Here is a 22,623-nt window from a genome sequence, read left to right on the forward strand (position 1 = left end):
ATCCTCTTGCCGTCGTTACCGACCACTATTATTAACTTGATGCGTTTATTAGCTTAATGCTTTTACATCTAGCCCTGCGTTTAGCATGGCGATTAATGCTTCAACATGAATCAAAGCACACATTTTTTCTTTTACCATACCAGCGAGCCATGGGCGTTTCCCTGCCATTTCTCGCCAACGTACTTTATCTGTATTAAGTAGCTCGGTGCCTTTTAGCTCAGTACCCGCAAGGCCCCACAAGCTCTCTCCAAGCATCACTATATATTGATAGTTTTCTTTGTATTCGTCACCTGATAGTTTCTCAGACATCACCCATTTTGCGGTGTCGACCACATCTAGCTGACTATCACGGTTGGTTTGTAACCCCAAATACCAAGTCGGTTTACCAATAATGTGATTGACCTCTTCTAGGCGATGGATACCACCGAGTTCATCAAGCGGCACCGCAAAGGTCACACCGTTCACATCGAAATACAGTACTTGAAAATCTTCTGTGCGAAACGTACTTTCCCAAGAGGTAAACTGGTCAGCACCTCCGGCTTGAGTTTCGGGTTCAATAACTGTTTCGGGCTCAGGAACATCAACTTCAGGCTCAACAGCCTTAACTTCTACTTGTTCCGTCGCTAACTCTTCAATTTGCTGCAATTCAACAGGTGGCTCTACAACAATTGATAAATCGGGTTCTGGAAGATTCCAATCCTGAATCTCTGGCTCTTCGAACACTTGAACAGACTCAACCGCAGCATCAAACATTTGCATGTCAGCTTGCTGGGCGATTTTCTGGGTGTTCTGATCCATCAACTCATCAAGGTTCAGTTCATCAACAACATTGGTCGCCTCTAAACGACTCAGTAGTTTCTGAACATCCTCAAGGTTAGGAACCTCAAACTCAGCCGCGCGTATTTCTGCATAGCTTGAGTGGTGACTCGAAAATTGGCGCTCTGGCTCTGGCTCTGGCTCTGGCTCTGGCTCTGGCTCTGGCTCTGGCTCTGGCTCTTCAGATTGTGATTCGTCGCTCGACTCGTCAACAAAAAAATCGTCAGATTCAAAGCTTTCATCACCTAACAGCGCAGTAAAGTAGTCATCCAGTGCTTGTTCACTGGATAGACTTGGCTGCGCCAATGTTGATTCTTTATTCGCGCTCATTTATCGCCAACCTTTCGAGATAAATAAGCAGCTGTTTATAAGCAAATACACCACGGCTACCCGATGCAAAATGAGAGGCTGGTAAGCGTTTTAGGCTCGCATCTCGAAACTTAGTATCTATCGGCACAGCAGATGTCCAAACTTGATTTGGATAATCATCTTTGAGCTGCGTTAATGTTTGCAGTGAGGCTTTGGTTCGCTTGTCGTACATCGTCGGGACAATCGTCACCTTAAACGGTGTTTTGCGAGACTTCTGCATGATGGTCAAAGTGCGAATCATGCGCTCTAAGCCCTTCATCGCCAAAAACTCAGTTTGTACCGGAATCAATATACGATCGCTTGCAGCCAATGCATTGACCATCATCACACCCAGAATTGGCGGGCAATCGATCAACACATAGTCATAGTCGTCTTTCAAAGCGGCCAAAGCGCGTTTCAAGATCAACCCCATGCCGCTTCGATTTCCCATTACACGGTCTAATGTCGCCAAAGACATGTGAGCAGGAATAATATCGATACCTTCGACTTCCGTTTGTAAAAGCAAAGGTCTTACTGTCTGCGCGGTGAACTCACGCAACTGGAACAGATCAAACAGGCTCGATTCCACCGTATCTGAGTCGTAACCCAGATAGGTTGTCAGTGATGCATGTGGGTCAGTATCAACCAACAGAACACGGTGCCCCTTCAACGCAAGTAAACCTGCTAGAGTCACGGTCGTGGTCGTTTTACCAACACCACCTTTTTGGTTTGCAACACTCCAAACAATCATTTCGATTTACCTAAGCTAACCCAACTTCAACCAAAATCCTTTCCGCGATGCGGTCGAGAGGTAGGTCTTCAGTAGAAATGCCAGCTTTTGCTACAGCTTGAGGCATACCATATACAACACAACTATCTTCGTCTTGTGCCCAAATCGTCGAGCCCGCGGTTTTCAACATACGCGAACCTTCTCGACCATCTGCGCCCATACCGGTCAGTATCATAGACAACACTTTGTCACCGTAGATCTTCGCTGCAGAGCCAAATGTGACATCCACACAAGGCTTGTAGTTCATGCGGTCGCCGCCATCAATAATTCTTAGACGTGCAGACCCAGCTCGGCCATCAACCATCATCTGTTTACCACCCGGAGCAAGATACGCCACTCCAGGTTTTAACACATCACCGTCTTGCGCTTCACGAACTTCAATCTTACACAAGGTGTTCAAGCGACTAGCAAAAGCCGCTGTGAATGTTGCTGGCATATGCTGAACTAACACAATTGGATGTGGGTAGTGTGCAGGGATGCGAGTCAAAATCTTCTGTAGAGCAACAGGGCCGCCAGTCGAAGTACCAATGGCTGTTAATTGATACTTCTTACCTGACGCTCTGAATTTCGCCGTTGATGCAACCGCAGGCTTCGCTGTCGAAGTCGAAGCTGCTGTTGAAATCGGCTGGCGCAATGGCGTAGATGTTGAAGTCGTTGCTGTCGCTCTCGGCGCAATAGGAGCACGACGCATAAATGCACGCTTTGCAGCAATCTGAATTACACGTTGTTGAAGCAATGCAACTGCATCGTCACGGTTACGTGCAATGTCTTCAAACTTCTTAGGTAGGAAGTCGAGAGCACCTGCATCTAACGCATCTAACGTTGCTCTCGCTCCATCATGCGTTAACGATGAGAACATCAAAATAGGCGTTGGAGACGCAGCCATGATCTCACGAACGGCAGTGATGCCGTCCATGACAGGCATTTCAATGTCCATCGTGATTACGTCAGGTCTTAGCTGTTTCGCTTTTTCAACGGCTTCTTTACCGTTTACTGCAACATCAATGACTTCTAGGCGAGCCTCTGAGTTGATGATCTCGCTAACGCGACGACGAAAAAAACTCGAATCATCAACGACTAATACTTTAATCGCCATATTTATCCTTAAATTAAATTCTTGACGCAGCTGCGTACTGCTTCAACAAGTCCGGCACATCTAGAATCAATGCAATGTGTCCGTCACTTGTAATTGTCGCGCCTGCCATTCCTGGCGTGCCTTGCAGAAGCTTATCAAGCGGCTTGATCACGACTTCTTCTTGACCGATAAGCGTATCGACAACAAAACCAACACGTTGGCTACCAAGTTGTACGATAACAACATGGCCATGTCCTTTACGCAGTTCAACAATACCCGCTTTAGGAGCAAGCCAGTTTTGCAAGTAGAACAACGGAATAGACTTATCGCGAACGATGATCGTCAGCTGACCATCAACCACGTTTGTGCGGCTTAAATCTAGGTGGAAGATCTCGTTAACCGATGCCAATGGCAACGCAAATGGGTGACCCGCAACACCGACCATTAAGGTTGGTAGAATCGCTAGGGTTAGTGGAACCTTGATGGTGATCTTGGTGCCCTGTCCCATTTCTGAATCAATATCAATAGAGCCGTTCAGTGTGTTGATCGCTGTTTTCACAACGTCCATACCCACACCACGACCAGAGATATCCGAGATCTGCTCTTTGCTTGAGAAGCCAGGAGCAAAAATCAGGTTGAAACACTCTTTATTCGATAAACGAGACGCTGCATCTTCATCCATCAGGCCACGTTTAACCGCGATAGCACGAAGCTTATCAGGGTCCATACCGCCACCGTCATCAACGATAGCCAGTTCAATGTGGTCACCTTCTTGAGAGGCAGACAGAATCACTTTACCCGTTTGTGATTTACCCGCAGCAACACGGTCGTTTGGCATTTCAATACCATGATCGACAGAGTTTCTCACCAAGTGAATCAGGGGATCAGCAAGTGCTTCTACTAAGTTTTTATCAAGGTCCGTTTCTTCGCCACGCATTTCAAGAACGATGTCTTTCTTCAAGCTACGAGCAAGGTCACGGACAACTCGTGGGAAGCGACCAAATACTTTCTTGATCGGCTGCATACGAGTCTTCATTACCGCACCTTGAAGGTCTGCAGTAACAACATCTAAGTTAGAGACAGCTTTCGACATTTCTTCGTCGTTGCTGTTGAGGCCAAGGCTGACGAGTCGGTTACGCACCAATACCAGTTCACCCACCATGTTCATGATGGTGTCCAGTGTTGATGTATCAACACGAACTGTCGCTTCAGCTTGTTGCTTCTTAGCCGGCACTTTAACTTCAGCTTTTGCTGAAGCGCTCGGTTTTGGCTCAGCTTTAACGGCAACTGGCGCAGCAGGTTTAGGCGCAGCTTGAGGTGCTACTGCCTTAACTTCTGCTGGCTTAGTCGCGGCATCCAATTCTTCAATCGAAGGTCCATTACCTGAGCCATGTAGTTGGTCAAGTAACTTCTCGAACTCTTCGTCAGTCATCAGATCATCGCCTTCAGACATCGCCGAAACAGGTGCTGCTGGCGGTGGAGGAGGCGTTGAACTTGCCGCTGTCGGGCTCTTACCCGCACCGTGCAATTCATCTAATAACTTTTCAAATTCGTCATCAGTAATATCACCACTGTCAGCAACAGACTGAGGTGCAGCGGGTGCAGCGGGTGCAGCGGGTGCTGGCGGCGGTGTTGGTGCAGAAGGCGCTGTTGGTGAACCACCTTTACCGTGAAGCTCATCAAGCAAGCGTTCAAACTCATCTTCAGAGATATCATCGACTGAAGATGCATTGATGTTTGAGCTTTCAGCAGTAGGTTCCGGAGCAATAACAGGCTCAGGCGCTGCAACAACAGGTTCAGGGATAATAGGTGCAGGCGCTTCTACTGGTGCCACTTCATCCGCAGACTCTGGTTTACAGAGACGGTGAAGTTCATCCAATAAAGATTGGTCGGCTGGCACTAAAGGTTCCTGATCTTGCACGGCGCGAAACTGTACATTGACTGTATCTAGCGCCTGCAGCATGGTATCCATCAAACCTGATGTTACGCTGCGTTGGCCGTTTCGCAGAATGTCGAACACATTCTCAGCACCATGACAAGTATCCACCAGCTCAGTTAATGCTAGGAAACCAGCACCACCTTTTACTGTATGGAAACCACGGAAAATAGCATTTAATAGGTCTTTGTCGTCAGGGTTATTCTCAAGCTCTACCAGTTGTTCTGATAGGAGTTCAAGGATCTCTCCTGCTTCGACTAAAAAGTCCTGAAGAATATCTTCGTCTAAATCGTAGCTCATACGTTACCTTTAAAATCCAAGACTGGATAACAAATCGTCGACTTCATCTTGAGATGCGACAGCGTCTTCGCGCTCTTCTGGGTTCATAATTGGACCTTCAGGCGCAATCGATGCTTTCTTCTCTGACTCTGGAGTTGGCTCTTTTTGATTCGCACCGAATACCGTGAGAATCTCGACCAAACGTCCTTCCACCTCATTCACCAAGGTAATAACTTTGCTGATTATCTGCCCAGTTAAATCTTGGAAATCCTGAGCCATCAAGATTTCAGTCAATTGTCCGCGTAGTTCAGTACTATCGCCTTCTACTTGGACAAGCAATCCATCAATGCGGTGACATAAAGCTTTAAATTGTGCCAGCTCAATGCGGCCATGCATCAGTTCATTCCATTGAGGCCTTACTTGAAGTAAACACTCGTGTAGGTTGTCTGCAATTGGCATACAACGATCAACAGCGTCCATCGTCTTGTTTGCCGCAACTTCCGTTTTATCAATGACATACTGAAGGCGATCCCTTGCGTCAGGGATTTCGTCATTTGCGATAACGCTGATGCGTTCATCGAAATTGAATTGAGTCAAAGAGTCGTGGAGGTCGCGTGTCAGACTTCCTATTTCTTGAAGCATTGGATTGTCTTGAAGACTAAAGTTATCTTCATAAATGCTTCTCACAAGAGAATCAGCATTTTGCTGCTCATCGTTCTCAAGCAGCTCTACTAATTTTTTTGCTTGTTCTAATGAAATCATCCTGAATTCGGCCTTACTCCGCATACTTTGTGCGCTTAGGCTATCGAGATAAACAGATAACTTATCAGCCAGTGTTTACCTAGAAGTGCCTAAATTTATTGATGCTTATAAGCGATCAAAAATCTTATCAAGTTTCTCTTTCAGCGTTGCAGCAGTGAAAGGCTTCACAATGTAACCGTTAACACCCGCTTGCGCTGCTTCGATGATCTGCTCACGCTTCGCTTCAGCCGTGATCATAAGCACTGGAAGGTGCTTAAGTTCTGCGTCTGCGCGAATGTGTTTAAGCAGGTCAATCCCTTGCATGCCTGGCATGTTCCAGTCAGTTACCACGAAATCAAATTCGCCTTTTTTCAGCATAGGTAACGCGGTCAAGCCATCATCTGCTTCTTGAGTGTTGTTGAAACCTAAGTCACGAAGTAGGTTTTTAACAATTCGGCGCATCGTTGAAAAATCATCAACAATGAGAATTTTCATGTTTTTGTTCAAATTAGCCTCCACTGAATAGGATCAGTGTTGTTAGTCGTTCTGTGTCCAAGCACTTAACTTAGTGCGTAAACGCTGCATAGATTGGCTCAGTATTTGGCTGACACGAGATTCGCTGACACCTAACACTTCCCCAATCTCTTTTAAATTGAGTTCTTCGTCGTAATAAAGCGAAAGCACAAGGCCTTCCCTTTCCGGAAGTTGTTTTATCGAATCGATCAAAGCTTGGCGGAATGACTCATCAGCAACCCCTTGAAAAGGCGTATTATCTTGAGAGTCTTCATTCGGAGATATTACATCATCTGAGACGCCTAAATCTTCGATTCCAACCAGTCTTGAGCAATTAATGTCAGTTAAAGCACTGTGATATTGCTCTAAGCTGAGCCCCATGTGTTTTGCCACTTCGGCATCACTCGGGTCGCGGTTGAGGATACCCTCTAATTCCGCGATTGCACTGCTGATTTCTCGATTGTTTTTATGAACCGATCTCGGTACCCAATCCCCACGGCGAATGTCATCCAACATTGCCCCTCGAATTCGAATACCAGCATACGTCTCAAAGCTTGCGCCTTTGGTACCATCATAGTTTTGTTGCGCTTCAATCAAGCCGATCATGCCAGCTTGAATTAAGTCATCAACCAATACATTAGGCGGTAATCGCCCCAACAAGTGATGAGCGATACGTTTAACCAACACAGAGTACTTCTCAAAAAAAGCCTGTTGGCTATTGTGATTAGCGTGTTGGTCGTAAGTAAGCGCTTTATTCACCAAATGGTTCCTCTATAAATTCAGTACGATTCAGCAGCCTTTCAACAAAGAACTCCAAGTGTCCGCTCGGTGTTTTTGGTATTGGCCAGGTCAAGGCTTTGTTAGCCAAAGAGCTGATTGCCAATGCAGCTGGAGAGCGAGGAAACGCATCGACTACGATTTTCTGTCTCTTGACTGATTGACGTACTTTATCATCTAAAGGAATACATGCTACGAGTTCGAGGCTCACATTCAAGAAGCGCTCTGTGACCAAAGTCAACTTTGCAAATAATTCTCGGCCTTCGCGGTAGCTTCTGACCATATTTGCAACAACTTTGAATCGCTGAACTTGGTGTTCTCTGCTTAAAAGCTTAATCAAAGCATATGCATCCGTGATCGAGGTAGGTTCATCACATACCACAACAACCACGTCTTGCGCCGCTCTTGAGAAGCTGATCACCATGTCCGAAATACCGGCTGCGGTATCAACCAACAAGATATCCATCTCGTCTTCAAGCGAACCGAATGCGCGAATCAAACCAGCATGCTGTGCGTGTGAAAGTTCAGTCATGCTTTGAGTGCCCGATGTCGCTGGAATAATTTTAATTCCGTGCGGCCCTTCGACAATCGCATCCTTAAGTTCACATTCGCCAGCCAACACATGCCCAAGGTTTCGTTTAGAACGAATACCTAGCATGATATCGACGTTCGCTAGCCCTAAATCGGCATCTAGCACCATGACTTTTTTGCCTTGGCGCGCCATGCAAATAGCCATACCTAACGTCACATTAGATTTACCAACGCCTCCCTTACCACCGGTTACAGCGATAACTTTTGTGAGTGAAGGCTTGGTTAAGCGACGGAGGCCGCTAGCTTGATCATGTATCATATTTTCATTCATATTTATCCGCCGCCTAGAGCCCTTCAGAATCGCTATTCCAGTAATGAGGTTCATTCTCTGTAGATTTTTCTAATAACTCATTGGCCTTAGCAATCATGTACTTTGGCTGAGCTATAACGATATCTTCAGGAACTCGTTGACCATTTGCTATGTAAGCAACTGGTAATGCATTTTGTATTACGACACTGATGAATTCACCTAGACTTAGGGATTCATCCAGCTTAGTCATGATGCATCCCGACAACGGGATTCTTCTAAAGTGTTCAATTGTTTCTTGCAGCACTTTGCGTTGCGCGGTTGCAGGCAACACAAGGTAGCTATTGATAACGGAACCACTCTCTTGCATCAATGTGTCTAACTGCTCAGATAGGCGAACATCTCGTTGTCCCATGCCTGCAGTATCGACCAGAATCAGGCGACGATTACGTAACTGATATATTACATCGGCCAGTTCGCTAGAATCTTTAGCAACTCTTACAGGACAACCCATAATTCGACCGTAGATCGATAACTGCTCATGTGCACCTATACGATATGTATCAGTTGTCACTAGTGCGACGTTATCAGCGCCATATTCCATGGCAGCACGTGCAGCTAGCTTTGCAACAGTCGTTGTTTTACCCACGCCGGTTGGGCCAAGTAGAGCCACAATACCGCCGCGTTTTAAAATATCTTTTTGTGTAACAGAGATTTGGTCAGCAACCAGAGCTAACAAAGCCTTCCATGCACGTGCAGGTTTAGTATCTTCAGGAATGTAGCAAGCCATTTGATCGGCAAGCTCTGCAGATACACCCATACGCTCAAGGCGCTTAATAAGCATCGCTCTGAGCGGTTCACGACGCTCAACTTCTTGCCACATTAACCCGGAAACTTGATGCTCTAACAGACGACGAATTGAGGTCATCTCTTCACGCATCGTTTCCATTTCAGTATCAGAACCTTTGGATTGAGTATTCTCTCGACCACGATCATAACGGGTAGGATCCAAGCGAGGTGCCGGGCGCTCTACTCTGCGGTCTTCAGCAATCAACTTAGACAAACCCGTTTCACGAGCAAATGCTGAATCAAGATTGCCGAGAGACTGTTGGTTACCGTGAGATTGCTGATGGCCATGAGACTGCAAATTGCTTTGACTCTGAGGCTTATGACCCGTGCTTGATTGGCGATTGAGCAATGCTGACAATGAATCTTCATTTTCAGCACGATGTTGTGGCTCATCATCGACGCCATGACTGTATTGCTTTAGCATGTTCGCAAAGCGCTTGGTCATTGAGCGTCCACCTTCAGCATTCGACTGTAGGCTAACCTTATCATCGTCTAGTTGACGTCGCCCTGCAGGAGCTGCGGGCGCGGCCATTTGCGTATATTGGCTTTGGGCAGGCTGCTGAGGTTTATTTAGTCTCTGACTCGCTGTCGACGGGCTGGATTCACCATCAATAGCGGCAACAATTTCCACGCCACCTGCGACCTTTTTGTTAGACATGATCACCGCTTCTGAACCAAGTTCTTCTTTAACTTGGAGCAGAGCCGTTCGCATATCTTTTGCAAAAAATCGTTTAATTTTCAATTCGATCGTCCGTTCTAATTAGGCGGCTTAATTACCAACAGCTTGTACTATACGTATCTGCTTTTCGTCCGGTATTTCTTGGTAAGACAAGACTCGCAAGCTTGGGATCGTGTTCTTCACGAACTTAGCCAGAGTCGAACGCAACACGCCAGAGGTCAATAGTACCGCTGGTTCACCTTTCAGCTCTTGCTCTTGCGTAGCGTGGCTGAGAGAGGTCTGTAAACGTTCGGCTAAACCAGGTTCAATACCAGCAGATTCTCCGCCGGATGCCTGCATGGTTTGATGCAAGATTTGTTCCAGCTCAGGAATTAGGGTTATCACTGGCAACTCTGGCTCTATACCATTGATTTCTTGAACAATTAATCGTTTCAATGAGATACGAACCGCCGCAGTAAGTATGTCAGGTTCTTGACTCTTACCTGAATACTCCGACAAAGTTTGGACTATAGTTCGAATGTCACGAATTGGAATAGCTTCATTCAATAGGTTCTGTAGCACTTTCACAACCACACCCAACTGCAATTGATCCGGTACAAAACCTTCCACCAGCTTAGGTGTTGAGCGGCTAAGCATCTCAAGTAAGTTCTGAACTTCCTCGTGACCAATAAGCTGTGATGCGTTGTTGGTAAGCAGTTGGCTAAGATGTGTCGCCAATACTGTAGAAGAATCGACAACGGTATAACCTAGAGCTTGTGCGTGTTCACGCTGCTCTTCACGAATCCATACCGCTTCTAATCCAAATGCAGGGTCGATTGTCGGCTCACCATCGATCATACCGTACACTTGGCCCGGGTTGATCGCGAGCTCCATGTCAGGCTTGATCTCAGCTTCACCTACTGCGACACCCATCAGGGTAATTCGGTAGCTGTTTGGTGTCAGCTCTAGGTTATCGCGAATGTGTACCGCTGGGATCAAGAAACCAAAGTCTTGAGACAACTTCTTACGCACACCTTTAACGCGTTCAAGCAGTTCGCCCCCTTGGTCTCTGTCAACCAAAGGAATTAAACGGTAACCCACTTCTAAACCAATAATATCGACAGGTTGAACATCATCCCAAGAAAGCTCCTTCTGAGAGCCTACTTCTCCATTCGCTTCAACGGTTGCCGGAAGATTAGGTTCTTCCGCCTTCTTTTTGTTTTTCTTATCGATGTAATACGCACCCGCGCCCGCAATAACAGCAAGACTCAAGAATGAGAAATGTGGCATACCCGGAACAATACCCATGATGCCAAGGATAGCGGCGGTGATCATCAAGGCTTTTGGATTGTCGAACATCTGGAAGACGAGCTGTTGCCCCATGTCTTCATCAGTATTTTGACGCGTTACCATCATTGCAGCTGCTATAGAAAGGAGCAGTGACGGGATTTGTGCAACCAGACCATCACCGATAGTCAGTAGCGTGTAGATCTCGATTGCTTCACCAAAACCAAGGTCAAACTGAGCCATACCAATGCTCAAACCGCCAATGATGTTGATGAACAAGATTAAGATACCAGCGATCGCATCGCCTTTAACAAACTTAGATGCACCGTCCATCGAACCGTAGAAGTCGGCTTCTTTGGTTACTTCAAAACGTCGCAGACGCGCCTGGTCCTGGTCGATCAAACCTGCGTTCAAGTCGGCATCGATTGCCATCTGTTTACCCGGTAACGCATCCAAGGTGAAACGCGCGCTTACTTCCGAGATACGGCCCGCACCTTTGGTTACAACCATGAAGTTGATGATCATCAGAATCAAGAACACCACTAGACCGACAGCGTAGTTACCACCGATAACCACGTTACCGAAGGCTTCGATCACGTTACCAGCAGCGTCACCACCTTCATGGCCATGGAGCAATACCACACGTGTTGAAGCAACGTTCAAGGCCAATCGAAGCAGAGTCGCAATAAGCAGCACGGTCGGGAATGCAGCGAAGTCTAAAGGCCTACGGGTATAAACCGAAACCAATAGCACAACCATAGACAGTGCAATATTAAAGGTGAAGAACATATCCAACAAGAAAGCTGGAATGGGCAACACCACCATAGCAAGCGTGGCAAGTACCATAACAGGCGCACCAATCGCAGGCATGGCACGGTTAGGGATTTTAGGTAGCTTGTCCGCAAAAGGCAGGGAGAATTTCATAAATCTAGACAGTTTCGCTATGTTGTAGCTCTCTGAAGAAGTGGATTAGATCTTAGTCAGGGCTGTTTTGCTATGGGCTTATAATGTTCAGGCTTACTACAGCAAACACTGTACCAACATCTCACGTCAAATTATCGCCATCACCTCTATAAAAGGAAGATTAGCTAGCTCGCTATTATCAAGGTTCATCACGCAGAGCTCAAGCAATTGATCTAATGACGTAAATCAGGTGGGATCGGCATATTAGAATCTTGCAGTTTTGGTCGCTCACCACCTCGTTTTCGGTACTGTTTAAGCTGGAAAACATATGCAAGCACTTGTGCAACTGCTGTAAACAGACCGTCAGGAATTTGTTGTTCTAGCTCAGTGGTATGATAAAGCGCCCTCGCTAATGGCGGCGCTGGAACGATATAGATGTCATTTTCACGCGCAATCTCTCGGATCTTCATCGCCATGTGGTCGACACCTTTAGCAACCACAATTGGTGCTTTGTCTTGATTCTGCTTGTAGCGCAGCGCCACTGAAAAGTGTTCCGGGTTGGTCACAATCACATCTGCTTGAGGGACGTCTGCCATCATACGACGCTGAGCCGCTTCCCTTTGAAGCATACGAATTCGGCCTTTCACTTCCGGCTTACCTTCAGTGTCTTTGAATTCGTCTTTGACTTCTTGTTTGGTCATCTTCAATTGATCGGCGTGTTGCCAGATCTGGAACGGGATATCAATCGCCACCACAATCAGCAGCGAGCAGCTGATCAACAGGATGAAATTGAGCAAGATATCCAAGGCATGAAAGATGTTCTGCGGGTACACATCCATACTCAGCTGCATTAAATCATGCTGAGAGGCTTGAATCAGATAAATCGCCATCCCCGATACGAGCGCTACTTTAAGAATAGACTTGAGCAGTTCAACCCAGCTTTGCAGGCCAAACATACGCTTGATGCCACTGAGTGGGTTGAGCTTAGACGCCTTTGGCATCGCCGCTTGCATTGAGAAGTTAATCCCACCGACACCCGCAGCGCCGATAACGGCAGCAACAAACAGGGTTATCAGTATCAAAAACAGCGGGAACAGCAGGTTCACCAGTGCACCACCGGCAATTTCTAGGAGTTTGTTAGTGTCAAAGATCTCGTCACGGCTCAAAGAGAACAGGCGTTGCATCGCCTCGAACAAAGCCTTCGCCATCGATTCGCCAAACCACATTAATGCAATCGCACCGACAATTAATACCGATGCTGACGCCAGCTCTTTTGACCTTGCAACCTGCCCTTTCTCTTTGGCCTGTTGCAAGCGTTTGGGCGTGGCGTCTTCTGTGCGTTCTTGACCGTCTGACTCTGCCATTTCAGTCTCCTAGCAATCTAACCGGATTAGACGACATATCTGTTGCTCGCCCTGCATCCAGAATAGCTCATAGTGACTATACAAGCCGCCAAGGATGTACCAACAAAGTAACAGACCCACGAGTAGCGCAAATGCAAAACCCAAAGAAAAGATGTTTAACTGAGGTGCCGCACGCGTCATTACACCAAACGACAAGTTAATTGTTAACAGCGCGATAATGCCCGACAAGGACATCGCCAATGCCGTTTTGAACATGATACCGAGCCACAACGCGAGCTCTCGAAAATCAACAGAGGTCAACGATCCACTGCCAATCGGCAAGGTCTTAAAGCTAAACACCACCAGCTGCAGCATTTTCAAGTGACCATCGGTCGCCAAGAAAAACATGGTCGCAAGCAGCATGAACAGTTGACCAAGTACCGGCGTGTTTTGCCCGTTAGCCGGGTCGACCATTGAGGCGAAGCCCAAGCTCGATTGCATACCCAAGATCTGGCCGAGCATGACGAAGGTTTGAATCATGAACTGGGTAACAAAGCCCATGGCCACGCCAATCACGATCTGTTCAAAGACAGTCAGGAAGCCTTGAAAGGACAGAAGTTCAATCTCTTTGGGAACGGCCGGAATCGCAGGCATCACCGCAAAAGTAATCGCCAAACCTAAATACAGACGAATACGCGGCGACACGAAGCGTGCCCCTGTTACCGTCATCACCATCAGCATCGCTGAGATGCGAGTGTATGGCCAAAAATAATTGGCTAACCACTCTAGTACAAGGCTCGTTGGGTATTCCATATCGGTTTAATACAGAACTTGCGGCAAGCGTTCGATGAGCTCAAAAAAGAACTCCATCATCATCTGGGTCATCCAGTGTGCGAATAGCATCAACGCCAACAAAGTTACGATCAAACGCGGCAGGAAACTCAGTGTTTGTTCGTTGATTGAGGTCGCGGCTTGGAAAACAGCCACAACCAAACCGATCAGCAGGCTAGGAATAATGATGGCGCAAACCATGATTAATACCATCCAAAGGGCATCTCGGAACAACTCTACGAATATTTCAGGATTCATTATTCCCCCAGCTACAAGGCAAAACTGCCGGCGAGTGTGGAGAGTATCAAGTTCCAGCCATCAACAAGAACAAACAGCATCAACTTAAACGGCAGCGATACAATCATCGGTGACAACATCATCATACCCATAGCCATCAATACCGATGCCACCACCAAGTCGATGATTAGGAAAGGCAAGAACAGCATAAATCCGATTTGGAAAGCCGTTTTTAATTCCGATGTGATAAATGCTGGAATCAGAACCGCCATCGAAACATCTTCAGGGTTAGTCACTTCCGCACCAGAAATCTCAACAAAGGTTTCAAGATCTTTAATTCGAGTCTGCTTGAGCATGAAGGACTTAATCGGTTCTTGGGCAACATCAAATGCCTGTCGTGCCGATATCTGTTCATTAAGATACGGCTGAACTGCTTGTTCGTTAACTTGATTGATCACTGGCGACATGATGAAGAAGGTCAAGAATATCGCGATACCAATAATGACTTGGTTAGACGGTGTTTGTTGTAGACCCATCGCCTGACGCAAGATAGACATCACAACCACAATACGAGTGAACGACGTCATCAAAATCACCATCGCCGGCAAGAAGCCAAGCATGGTCATTAACGCAAGAATTTGCAGGTTAATCGAGTAGTCTTCACCGCCATTGGCATTGGTTGTCATGGTAAAGGCAGGTATGCCGCCACCATTGCCGGTCAAGCTGCCCGTGGTCATGGTTGTCGATTTGGCTTGGTCTTGTTCCATCGTGCTGATGGTCACAGATTCCGACCCAGCGGTACTCGCAGGAATGACGGTGCCGTCTTCAGCTTGTGCAAATACCGATACACTGAATACGATTGAGCATAGGAGAATAAGCTGAACCAACAGCACTTTCACCGCTCGGAAAGCTCCGGCTTGGTGAAAGTAAGAGGAGTTCAAAAGTCCGTTACTTGTTTGCATCTTTTTTTATTAGCTGGGAAAGCTGACTTGAAAATGTACTTTTTTCCAGCATCTCCTGAGTAAGAGGTTTATCGAGCTTAGAGATCAGCTGAATCGATTGTGTGGTAATCCCTACCAAGAACTGTTCATCACCCGCTTGCACAATAGCGATACGCTCTTTAGTACCAACAGGGATTTGCCTAACAATCGCCAAACCTTGTTGATTCGACATCGCAGGCACTTGCATTCGCTTGAGTAGCCAAGCAATAAATAAAATGAAGGCTATAACGAAAATTAGCGACCCAAAGGTGGTCGCTAAATCGAGAGAAGGCGGTGTTGCTGCAAAGGCAATGGAAGGAACCGTTAATAGCCCTACTCCCAAGGTTCCTCGTAGCAGCCCTGTCATTCCGAGAGAAGAGCCCGCCAGTCTTTGAGACAAAAAGCTCATTAACGTAGCTTCTTAATTCGTTCTGTTTGGCTAATAACGTCAGTCAAACGAATACCAAATTTGTCGTTTACTACAACCACTTCACCGTGAGCAATCAGAGTTCCGTTGACCATCACGTCTAGTGACTCACCAGCGATTCGATCAAGCTCTACAACCGAACCTTGGTTCAATTGGAGTAAGTTGCGGATACTGATCTGAGAGCGACCAACTTCCATCGAAATAGTCACTGGAATATCCATAATGGTATCCAGCTTACGACGCTCATCTTCAGAAATCGGAGATGATGAATCGGTTAGCTCATCAAGTGGTGCCGCAAGCACATCATCAACATCAATTGACGGCGCTGAAGGATCTTCACCAAGTGCTGCAGCCCATTCGTCTGCTAACTTTTGATCTTCACTAGGTTCCATTACCAATTCCTATACTTTTATCTATTTTTCTATTCGTCATCATCGCTGTTTTCGAGTTCAGACATTAAGTCTTTACCTAGAAAAGCGAGATCAGTTTTGACCACACTCGGTCTTCGAATTTTTTCCGAAATCTGTACCGCAAGTTTTTCACCTGAACGTCCCATTTTCACACGATACGTTGGCAGTTCTTCGACAAACATCGTCGCGTGCTCAGGCATGTTCATGGGGATAACGTCACCAGGACGCAGCTCCATCAGATCTCGCAGGGAGATGTCTTGCTCTAACAAGTTCACACGGAAATTGACTGGCACATCCATGATCTCATCACGCAGTGCGGTGCTCCAACGAACATCGGTTTCCATTTTGTCTGATTGAAAACCCGCATCAAGCAGTTCGCGAATCGGCTCTACCATCGAGTAAGGCATAACCACATGGAAGTCACCACCACCACCATCGACTTCAATGTGGAATGAACTCACGACAATCACTTCGGTTGGACTCACAATGTTCGCCATACTTGGGTTCACTTCAGAATCCAAGTATTCAAACTCAACCCCCATCACTGGAGACCAAGCTTCTTTGTAATCTTCAAAGACAATTTTCAGCAGTAACTGAATAATACGTCTTTCGGTTGGTGTGAATTCACGGCCTTCAATCTTGGCATGGAAACGACCATCACCGCCAAAAAAGTTCTCTACGAGAATGAAAACCAGACGAGCTTCCATGGTGATGAGTGCCGTACCTTTCAATGGACGGAAACGAACCATGTTTAAACTGGTGGGTACATACAGTGTGTTTTGGTATTCACCAAATTTCATCATCTGTACGCCGTTTATCGACACTTCAGCCGTTTTACGCAGCATATTGAACAAGCTGATACGCAAATGACGAGCGAATCGCTCGTTAATAAGTTCAAGGGTCGGCATTCGACCACGAACAATTCGATCTTGAGATGAGAAGTCGAAATTGACAGCATTATCGTTATCAGCTTCTACAATATCTTCAACTTCTTCAACTTCTTCAACATCATCAACGCCATGTAATAGCGCATCAATTTCGTCTTGGCTTAATAAATCGGTCACAAATTACCTACTGAATCACAAAATCAGTGAATAGCACTTTTTCAATCACAGGCTGGCCAACAGCTTGAGTCAGACTTGCTTTGATATCTTCCGTTGCCTTGTTACGCAGTTCAACTCGTCCAGTTGGTGAGCGCAATTGATCAACCGTTGCCGAAGCGAACGTCGCCAATAACGTACTTTCCACGAGTGGAGAGTGATAACGAGCCAGGCCTTCATTCTTACTCCCCCGAACCATCATCTGTGCTTTTATCTGAACTAGGCGATCTTTTTTATCACCTGTCACATTGAACAAAAAAGGCTGAGGAATATTAACATACATAACTGGTTCTGCAGCGACCACAGCAGTTACTGGCTGAGACGGAGATTCAGAGGCGCTATCATCAGAGCTTAAGAAAAAGAGCAGCGCACCACCTATACCAAGCAGTAACACGACTACGGCAATAATAATTATAAGGAGCTTGCTCTTCCCTTTAGGTGCATCTTGTTCTTCTGCCATACTTTACTCTAACTTCCTGTTCTTTCGGTTAACTAAGCGTTCTTAGCCTGATATTAGGCATAATAACTAATTCCATCACGCTTTGATGCGACATTCAATTCAAGATTGCTGCCACTATCAAGGTTTTCATCACCTTGCGTATCATTTGTGCGGTTAGCGCCGGATTGTTGCTCACCATTGTTGTATCTATCTTGTCCCTGACCGGAGTTCTGTTGTTGAACAGACGAATCGGCAAGCTGCAGACCTTGCTGAGCAAGCATCTCTCTCAAGCGAGGTAAGGTTTGTTCAATCACATCTCTCGCTTGCTGATTGCTCACGGTAAAGTGCACGTTTGCCACGTCATTATTCATGGTCATGCGAATTTTCATTTGGCCCAATTCTGGTGGGTCTAGACGAATGTCCAAGTTCTTAAGGTTCTTAGACATCATCATTTGTACTTTTTCAGCCACTTGCTCATTGGCTAGCTCTTTGGTGAGCTGTAAGGGCGCTTGTTGAGCAGCTTGAATTTCAGCTCGCGTAGGTGCTGAACCCACCGTTGCCGTACCTTGTGCACCAGCCGCAGAAGCGATCTGCTGAGCAAAGGTCGAATCTTTAGAATCTTCTTTAGCACCCGCTTTACCCAAACCAGACAGTGCTGCTGCACCGGCGCCCGCTTTAAGGAGCGTATCAGCCGAGCCTGCTTTTGTGGCAGCTGGCGTTGCATTCATCGCCATACCTTGCGCGGTTAAAGCTGGATCCAACGTTGCTTGCTGCTGAGGTGAAGCCACATTAGCTTGTTGAGCAGCTGCCTGTTGGGCTGCATTTGCATTATTGGCGTGCAGCATTGCCGCCTTTTCCGTAAGAGCATTGTTTGCTGATTGAGAAGCAGCCTGCGCTGACACTTGTTGTGCCGCCGTCGCTACAGCTGCTGTTGATGCTGCCGCAGCCAAGGCTTTAGTTTCGCTTGAATCCGTATTATCCCAATCGATAGCAGTGGGTTCACCAGACGCACTGTTCGCAGCCGGAGCTTGACTTAGCAAAGCCGTTGCTTGTTGTTGAACGTTTGCGAGCTGTTGATTCAACAGGTCTAGGTTAGAGGTCGCTTTAGCCAAAGCGGCTTGCTCATCAACCGTCAACTTAGCGCCACTTTGTTGCTTCTCATGCAAGCTATCGACAACAGACTGCTCTGATTCGATTTTTCCATTCAATTGGTTTAGCGCTTTGGTATGGGCATCTACTTGCTTTGCCAGTTCAATATCCGCGGCTGACAATGCTTGGCTCTGCTCGGCAGCAACCGCACTAGCTGCATTCTTTTGGCTCAGCTCTCGGCTCATACTGGCTTCAATTTGTTCTGGAGTGACGCCTTTATCCATCAACTGTCGAATTTCAGCATCAGTCAGCTGAGAAACACCCTTACCTCCGGTAAGTACAGCGATTTCAGAATCGACTTCAAGGCTCTTCTCTTGATTTTCAGCCTTAGCTTGTTGTGTCGCCTTATCCGTAACGGAAGCTCCTGTAACAGAAGCACCGGTGATATGACCTTGGGCTTGTTCTACCTGACCTTGCTGAGGCAAGCCTTTGCCGTTTGGCGCTTGATTGAGAGTTTTGTTTGCCTCATCCAATTGACCAAGCAATTTATTGCCTTCACTCATCGCTGCATTGGCTTTCGATGCCTGCGTAGCACCATCTACCGTTGATGAACCCTGAGTTTGGGATTGAACAATATGTTCTTTAGATTCGTTAGTTGTAGCCTGCGCATCTTTACCATCTGCCTTATCTGCGACAGTCTTATCTGCAACAGTGCTATCAGTGCCCGAATTGGCTTTGAGCTGAGCCTCAGATCCAGACGCAGCCTCTGCAGATGTTTTATCAGCAGCTTTCTCGCCTTCTACTTCTGAAGCTGCTTGCTTGCTTTTCGCTTCGCTCACTTCGTCAGTAGCCTTTGATTCAGCGGAATCACCTTTGTTCGTTCCGGCTGACGCTTCACCTTCGGTAGATGCCTGTTTAGTATCAGGTTTCGCGGTGCTTTCTGTGTCTTTTGCAGCGGCTTTACTGCCACTTTCTTCAAAGCCAAGCGCTTCTTTAAAGGACCCAAAGAAACCTTTAGAGTCGCCGGTTTCTTCTACCTTGGAAGAGGCAGAACCGGTGTCCAACAACGATGACGTTTTGTTGGTCGCTGAATTTGAGGAAAGACTAACATTCATATATACAAGCTCTATCTACTAGCTTTGCTGCCATGAATCAGACAACAAAAAGAAAGTCGGATGCTTTTCATGCCTTTGGTGGGCATAACGCGCAATTTTATATCAAACGGAGCAAGAAACATGCCTATAAGTTCGGTTCTCACAATATCGAGAACAGCGCTTACGTCATTCGTGGCTTAGGATCACATCTTCTTTCGGCTGTATAACAGAGTCGAGAACTCATCCATTTGCTTTTGTTCTCTTTGATCTTGCAGCTTTGCTTTCTCTTTCTGCTTTTTCTCCATCAACCACTCGTAGGATTTACGTTTTTTGCGTAACTCCATCCAGTAGTTTTGGCAGTTGTCGACTTGAATTTTAAAGTGGTGCTCGGCTTCTCTCTGCTTGGATAATGTTTCATCCAACTGAGTTAAGAAGCGGTTCAAGTGGCCATATTGGCTCGCCGTTAAGCCTTCCTTGCCGCGGTCAACGAGCTGCTGACAGTAATCCAGTCGATACTTTTCAATCTGCGTAACCTGCTCGTAGTAACCTTGCAGCTCCGAGTTCGCTTTGTTGAGCGCGAGTACCGCTTGGTTCTCTTGATCTTTAGCTTGATCGAGCAAAAATTCTAATGCGTTATCCATGACTAATCTTATTCACTCGTTAGCCACCCAATACATGCTTCAACATGTTGACGCACATATCGTATGGGACGGTCTCTTTCATCTTCTGCTGCAAGTACTCATCCAGTTTTGGCTTCAACGTGAAGGCACTATCGATTGCAGGATCGGTTCCTGGCTTGTAAGCACCAATCGACACCAAATCTTGGTTTTTACGGCAGATAGACAGCACTTGCCTTACCGCTTTCGACATCAAGACATGTTCTTCAGTGGTAATTTGCGGCATAACACGACTGACGGATTTCTCAACATCAATCGCAGGATAATGACCGGCATCGGCCATTTCACGCGACAACACAACGTGACCATCGAGAATCGCTCGCGACGCATCCGCAATCGGATCTTGTAAGTCATCGCCTTCGGTTAACACGGTAAAGAAAGCCGTGATAGAACCTTGTCCATCATTGCCGTTGCCTGCTCGTTCCACCAGCGCAGGAAGCTTGGCGAAAACTGATGGCGGATAACCTTTGGTTGCTGGCGGCTCACCCACAGACAGAGCAATTTCACGCTGAGCCTGAGCAAAGCGGGTCAATGAATCCATGAGTAGCAGAACATCTAAACCTTGGTCGCGGAAATACTCGGCGACAGCCAACGCGGTTTGACAGCCTTTTAAGCGCATCAATGGTGATGAGTCGGCAGGAGCGGCAACAACAACCGAACGCTTACGGCCATCTTCACCAAGAATTTCTTCAATAAACTCTTTAACTTCTCGTCCACGCTCACCGATTAGACCGACCACCACCACTTGCGCAGTAGTGCCTCGAGTCATCATGCCCAGAGTTACGGATTTACCGACACCAGAACCTGCGAACAGGCCGATACGTTGCCCTTTACCCACGGTTAGCAAACCATTAATGGCTTTCAAGCCGACATCAAGAGGCTCAGAAATCGGTTTACGAGCTAACGGGTTGATTGGTTCAGCATTAAATGAAGCGCGTTGCTCGGTATAGATAGGACCTAAACCGTCGAGTGGATTACCAACGCCGTCGATCACTCGACCGAGCAATTCCATCCCAACAGGGATACCACTTTCGGTAGTCATTGGCGTGACGCGAGCGCCAGGTAAGATCCCGGTGATTTGCTCACTCGGCATCAGAAATAGGTTATCGCCGGAGAAACCGACGACTTCGGCTTCCATCTGACCAGACATGGTTTCCACTAAACACAAACTACCGATTGGCGCTTTACAGCCGGTCGCTTCAAGGGTTAAGCCAACAACGCGTACTAACTTGCCTGAAGCAATCGGTCGCGATTTTAACCCTTCGACTTTGTATTGACTGAGACGGTTCGCTAACTCAAGCATTACTCATGACCTTGGTGACGATTTGCGCCGCAGAAGTTTTGAATGACGTTCTTTACGCGATCTTCCATACGGTAGTTAACACTCGACTCACCCGCTTCAATTTGCACGTCGCCACGGTTGAGTGCTGGCTCTGCTACCAGCGTCCAATTACGGCAATCCAACTCAGTTTCACCATACGCAGAGCGAATGATCGCCACATCTTCTGGGTTAAGCTTCAATGTGATGGCGTGACCAGAAATCGGCAACGACTCTACCGATTCTTTAACGGTATCTAATATGATTTGTGGGTTGGTTTGCACTTCAACATGAACCACTTCTTTGACCATGGTAAGCACCATGTCGACCAATTGTTTCTCCACCTGAGCGTTCATTAGTTCTAATGGTTGAGCGAACTGGTTTGCCAGCCCCATGAAGACGGCCACTTGCTGTTGAATGTACTCTTGACCCGCGGTTACACCTTCAAGCTTGCCGGCTTCGTTGCCTTCTTCGTGCCCCGCGGCAAAGCCTTCTTCTTTGCCTTTTTCATAGCCTTGCTTAAAGCCCGCCTCTTGGCCTTGATGCAGCCCTTCCTGATAAGCGCCTTGTTTAATCAGCTCGATTTGCTCTTCAGTCAGAACCAGCTCTTCATCTTCAATGGCTTCTTCAACCGTCGGCATCCAACCAGGGTCGTAGTTAAAGGCGGTTTCTTTGGCTTGTTTGCTCACATCAGAGGTGTAGTCGGGCAGCCCCCATTTCTGAGGTTGGGCAACCGTATTATCTTCTTCAGGGCGAAGGAAGCCGCGTTTTCTATCACCTGACATATCAGTACCTATCTATGAGTGAGCTTAACTGTATTGTGAATTCAAGCAGTTAAACTGAGTTAATCTATGGTTCGAGATTGGAT

General features: G+C 46.8%; 22 protein-coding genes. All 22 read right to left on the minus strand.

The genetic code is table 11. The features are described 5' to 3' along the window. Nucleotides 1-48: 48 nt before the first annotated feature. On the minus strand, nucleotides 49-1,146 hold the full coding sequence (locus tag AB6E85_RS03525) for a chemotaxis protein CheW (protein WP_372141471.1): 1,098 nt from the start codon (nucleotides 1,144-1,146) through the stop codon (nucleotides 49-51). After that, nucleotides 1,133-1,915, minus strand: a complete 783-nt coding sequence (locus AB6E85_RS03530) for a ParA family protein (RefSeq protein ID WP_081231283.1) — start codon at nucleotides 1,913-1,915, stop codon at nucleotides 1,133-1,135. The genes AB6E85_RS03525 and AB6E85_RS03530 overlap by 14 nt, the downstream gene beginning before the upstream one ends. Before the next feature lie 10 nt (nucleotides 1,916-1,925). After that, nucleotides 1,926-3,050, minus strand: a complete 1,125-nt coding sequence (locus AB6E85_RS03535; RefSeq protein WP_050652157.1) for a chemotaxis response regulator protein-glutamate methylesterase — start codon at nucleotides 3,048-3,050, stop codon at nucleotides 1,926-1,928. 13 nt (nucleotides 3,051-3,063) lie between these two features. Then, nucleotides 3,064-5,265 carry a chemotaxis protein CheA gene (locus AB6E85_RS03540; protein WP_372141474.1) on the minus strand — a complete coding sequence of 734 codons (2,202 nt, stop codon included), beginning with the start codon at nucleotides 5,263-5,265 and terminating at the stop codon, nucleotides 3,064-3,066. Nucleotides 5,266-5,274: 9 nt separating this feature from the next. After that, nucleotides 5,275-6,006, minus strand: coding sequence for a protein phosphatase CheZ (locus AB6E85_RS03545; protein ID WP_017064113.1), 732 nt, complete (start codon nucleotides 6,004-6,006; stop codon nucleotides 5,275-5,277). A gap of 105 nt (nucleotides 6,007-6,111) precedes the next feature. Next, entirely contained in the window at nucleotides 6,112-6,480 is a 369-nt protein-coding gene (gene cheY, locus AB6E85_RS03550; RefSeq protein WP_016767062.1) for a chemotaxis response regulator CheY, read from the minus strand. A gap of 42 nt (nucleotides 6,481-6,522) precedes the next feature. Continuing rightward, nucleotides 6,523-7,257 (minus strand): RNA polymerase sigma factor FliA, encoded by a 735-nt coding sequence (locus AB6E85_RS03555; RefSeq protein ID WP_017060667.1) that lies wholly within the window; start codon nucleotides 7,255-7,257, stop codon nucleotides 6,523-6,525. Continuing rightward, the gene (locus tag AB6E85_RS03560) at nucleotides 7,250-8,137 is read right to left on the minus strand and encodes a MinD/ParA family protein (protein ID WP_017060668.1); all 888 of its coding nucleotides are present in this window, start codon (nucleotides 8,135-8,137) and stop codon (nucleotides 7,250-7,252) included. The genes AB6E85_RS03555 and AB6E85_RS03560 overlap by 8 nt, the downstream gene beginning before the upstream one ends. A 13-nt stretch (nucleotides 8,138-8,150) precedes the next feature. Further along, nucleotides 8,151-9,704 (minus strand): flagellar biosynthesis protein FlhF, encoded by a 1,554-nt coding sequence (gene flhF, locus AB6E85_RS03565; RefSeq protein ID WP_372141476.1) that lies wholly within the window; start codon nucleotides 9,702-9,704, stop codon nucleotides 8,151-8,153. Nucleotides 9,705-9,731: 27 nt separating this feature from the next. Next, complete coding sequence (gene flhA / locus AB6E85_RS03570) at nucleotides 9,732-11,831, minus strand: flagellar biosynthesis protein FlhA (protein WP_048664306.1); 2,100 nt, start codon at nucleotides 11,829-11,831, stop codon at nucleotides 9,732-9,734. A gap of 212 nt (nucleotides 11,832-12,043) precedes the next feature. Further along, nucleotides 12,044-13,174 (minus strand): flagellar biosynthesis protein FlhB, encoded by a 1,131-nt coding sequence (gene flhB, locus AB6E85_RS03575; protein ID WP_017064116.1) that lies wholly within the window; start codon nucleotides 13,172-13,174, stop codon nucleotides 12,044-12,046. Between the two features lie 9 nt (nucleotides 13,175-13,183). Then, entirely contained in the window at nucleotides 13,184-13,966 is a 783-nt protein-coding gene (gene fliR / locus AB6E85_RS03580; RefSeq protein WP_017060672.1) for a flagellar biosynthetic protein FliR, read from the minus strand. Nucleotides 13,967-13,972: 6 nt separating this feature from the next. Continuing rightward, entirely contained in the window at nucleotides 13,973-14,242 is a 270-nt protein-coding gene (fliQ, locus tag AB6E85_RS03585) for a flagellar biosynthesis protein FliQ (RefSeq protein WP_029235191.1), read from the minus strand. Nucleotides 14,243-14,253: 11 nt separating this feature from the next. Next, entirely contained in the window at nucleotides 14,254-15,183 is a 930-nt protein-coding gene (gene fliP, locus AB6E85_RS03590; RefSeq protein ID WP_372141478.1) for a flagellar type III secretion system pore protein FliP, read from the minus strand. Beyond that, on the minus strand, nucleotides 15,170-15,610 hold the full coding sequence (gene fliO / locus AB6E85_RS03595; RefSeq protein WP_048616097.1) for a flagellar biosynthetic protein FliO: 441 nt from the start codon (nucleotides 15,608-15,610) through the stop codon (nucleotides 15,170-15,172). Before fliO ends, fliP begins: the two co-directional genes overlap by 14 nt. Continuing rightward, nucleotides 15,610-16,020 carry a flagellar motor switch protein FliN gene (gene fliN, locus AB6E85_RS03600; RefSeq protein ID WP_004739851.1) on the minus strand — a complete coding sequence of 137 codons (411 nt, stop codon included), beginning with the start codon at nucleotides 16,018-16,020 and terminating at the stop codon, nucleotides 15,610-15,612. Before fliN ends, fliO begins: the two co-directional genes overlap by 1 nt. A 29-nt stretch (nucleotides 16,021-16,049) precedes the next feature. Further along, on the minus strand, nucleotides 16,050-17,102 hold the full coding sequence (gene fliM, locus AB6E85_RS03605) for a flagellar motor switch protein FliM (RefSeq protein ID WP_372141480.1): 1,053 nt from the start codon (nucleotides 17,100-17,102) through the stop codon (nucleotides 16,050-16,052). A 7-nt stretch (nucleotides 17,103-17,109) separates the two neighbouring features. Further along, a complete protein-coding gene (gene fliL / locus AB6E85_RS03610) occupies nucleotides 17,110-17,598 on the minus strand; it encodes a flagellar basal body-associated protein FliL (protein WP_372141482.1) in 489 nt (162 codons plus the stop codon). A gap of 53 nt (nucleotides 17,599-17,651) precedes the next feature. After that, complete coding sequence (locus AB6E85_RS03615) at nucleotides 17,652-19,781, minus strand: flagellar hook-length control protein FliK (RefSeq protein WP_372141484.1); 2,130 nt, start codon at nucleotides 19,779-19,781, stop codon at nucleotides 17,652-17,654. Nucleotides 19,782-19,963: 182 nt separating this feature from the next. Further along, the gene (gene fliJ / locus AB6E85_RS03620) at nucleotides 19,964-20,401 is read right to left on the minus strand and encodes a flagellar export protein FliJ (RefSeq protein ID WP_372141486.1); all 438 of its coding nucleotides are present in this window, start codon (nucleotides 20,399-20,401) and stop codon (nucleotides 19,964-19,966) included. Between the two features lie 19 nt (nucleotides 20,402-20,420). Beyond that, nucleotides 20,421-21,740 carry a flagellar protein export ATPase FliI gene (gene fliI / locus AB6E85_RS03625; RefSeq protein WP_372141488.1) on the minus strand — a complete coding sequence of 440 codons (1,320 nt, stop codon included), beginning with the start codon at nucleotides 21,738-21,740 and terminating at the stop codon, nucleotides 20,421-20,423. Continuing rightward, the gene (gene fliH, locus AB6E85_RS03630; RefSeq protein WP_333011941.1) at nucleotides 21,740-22,540 is read right to left on the minus strand and encodes a flagellar assembly protein FliH; all 801 of its coding nucleotides are present in this window, start codon (nucleotides 22,538-22,540) and stop codon (nucleotides 21,740-21,742) included. The genes fliI and fliH overlap by 1 nt, the downstream gene beginning before the upstream one ends. Nucleotides 22,541-22,623: the final 83 nt, after the last annotated feature.

It is taken from the genome of Vibrio sp. 10N.247.311.51 (assembly GCF_041467855.1).
Lineage (GTDB): Bacteria > Pseudomonadota > Gammaproteobacteria > Enterobacterales > Vibrionaceae > Vibrio > Vibrio coralliirubri.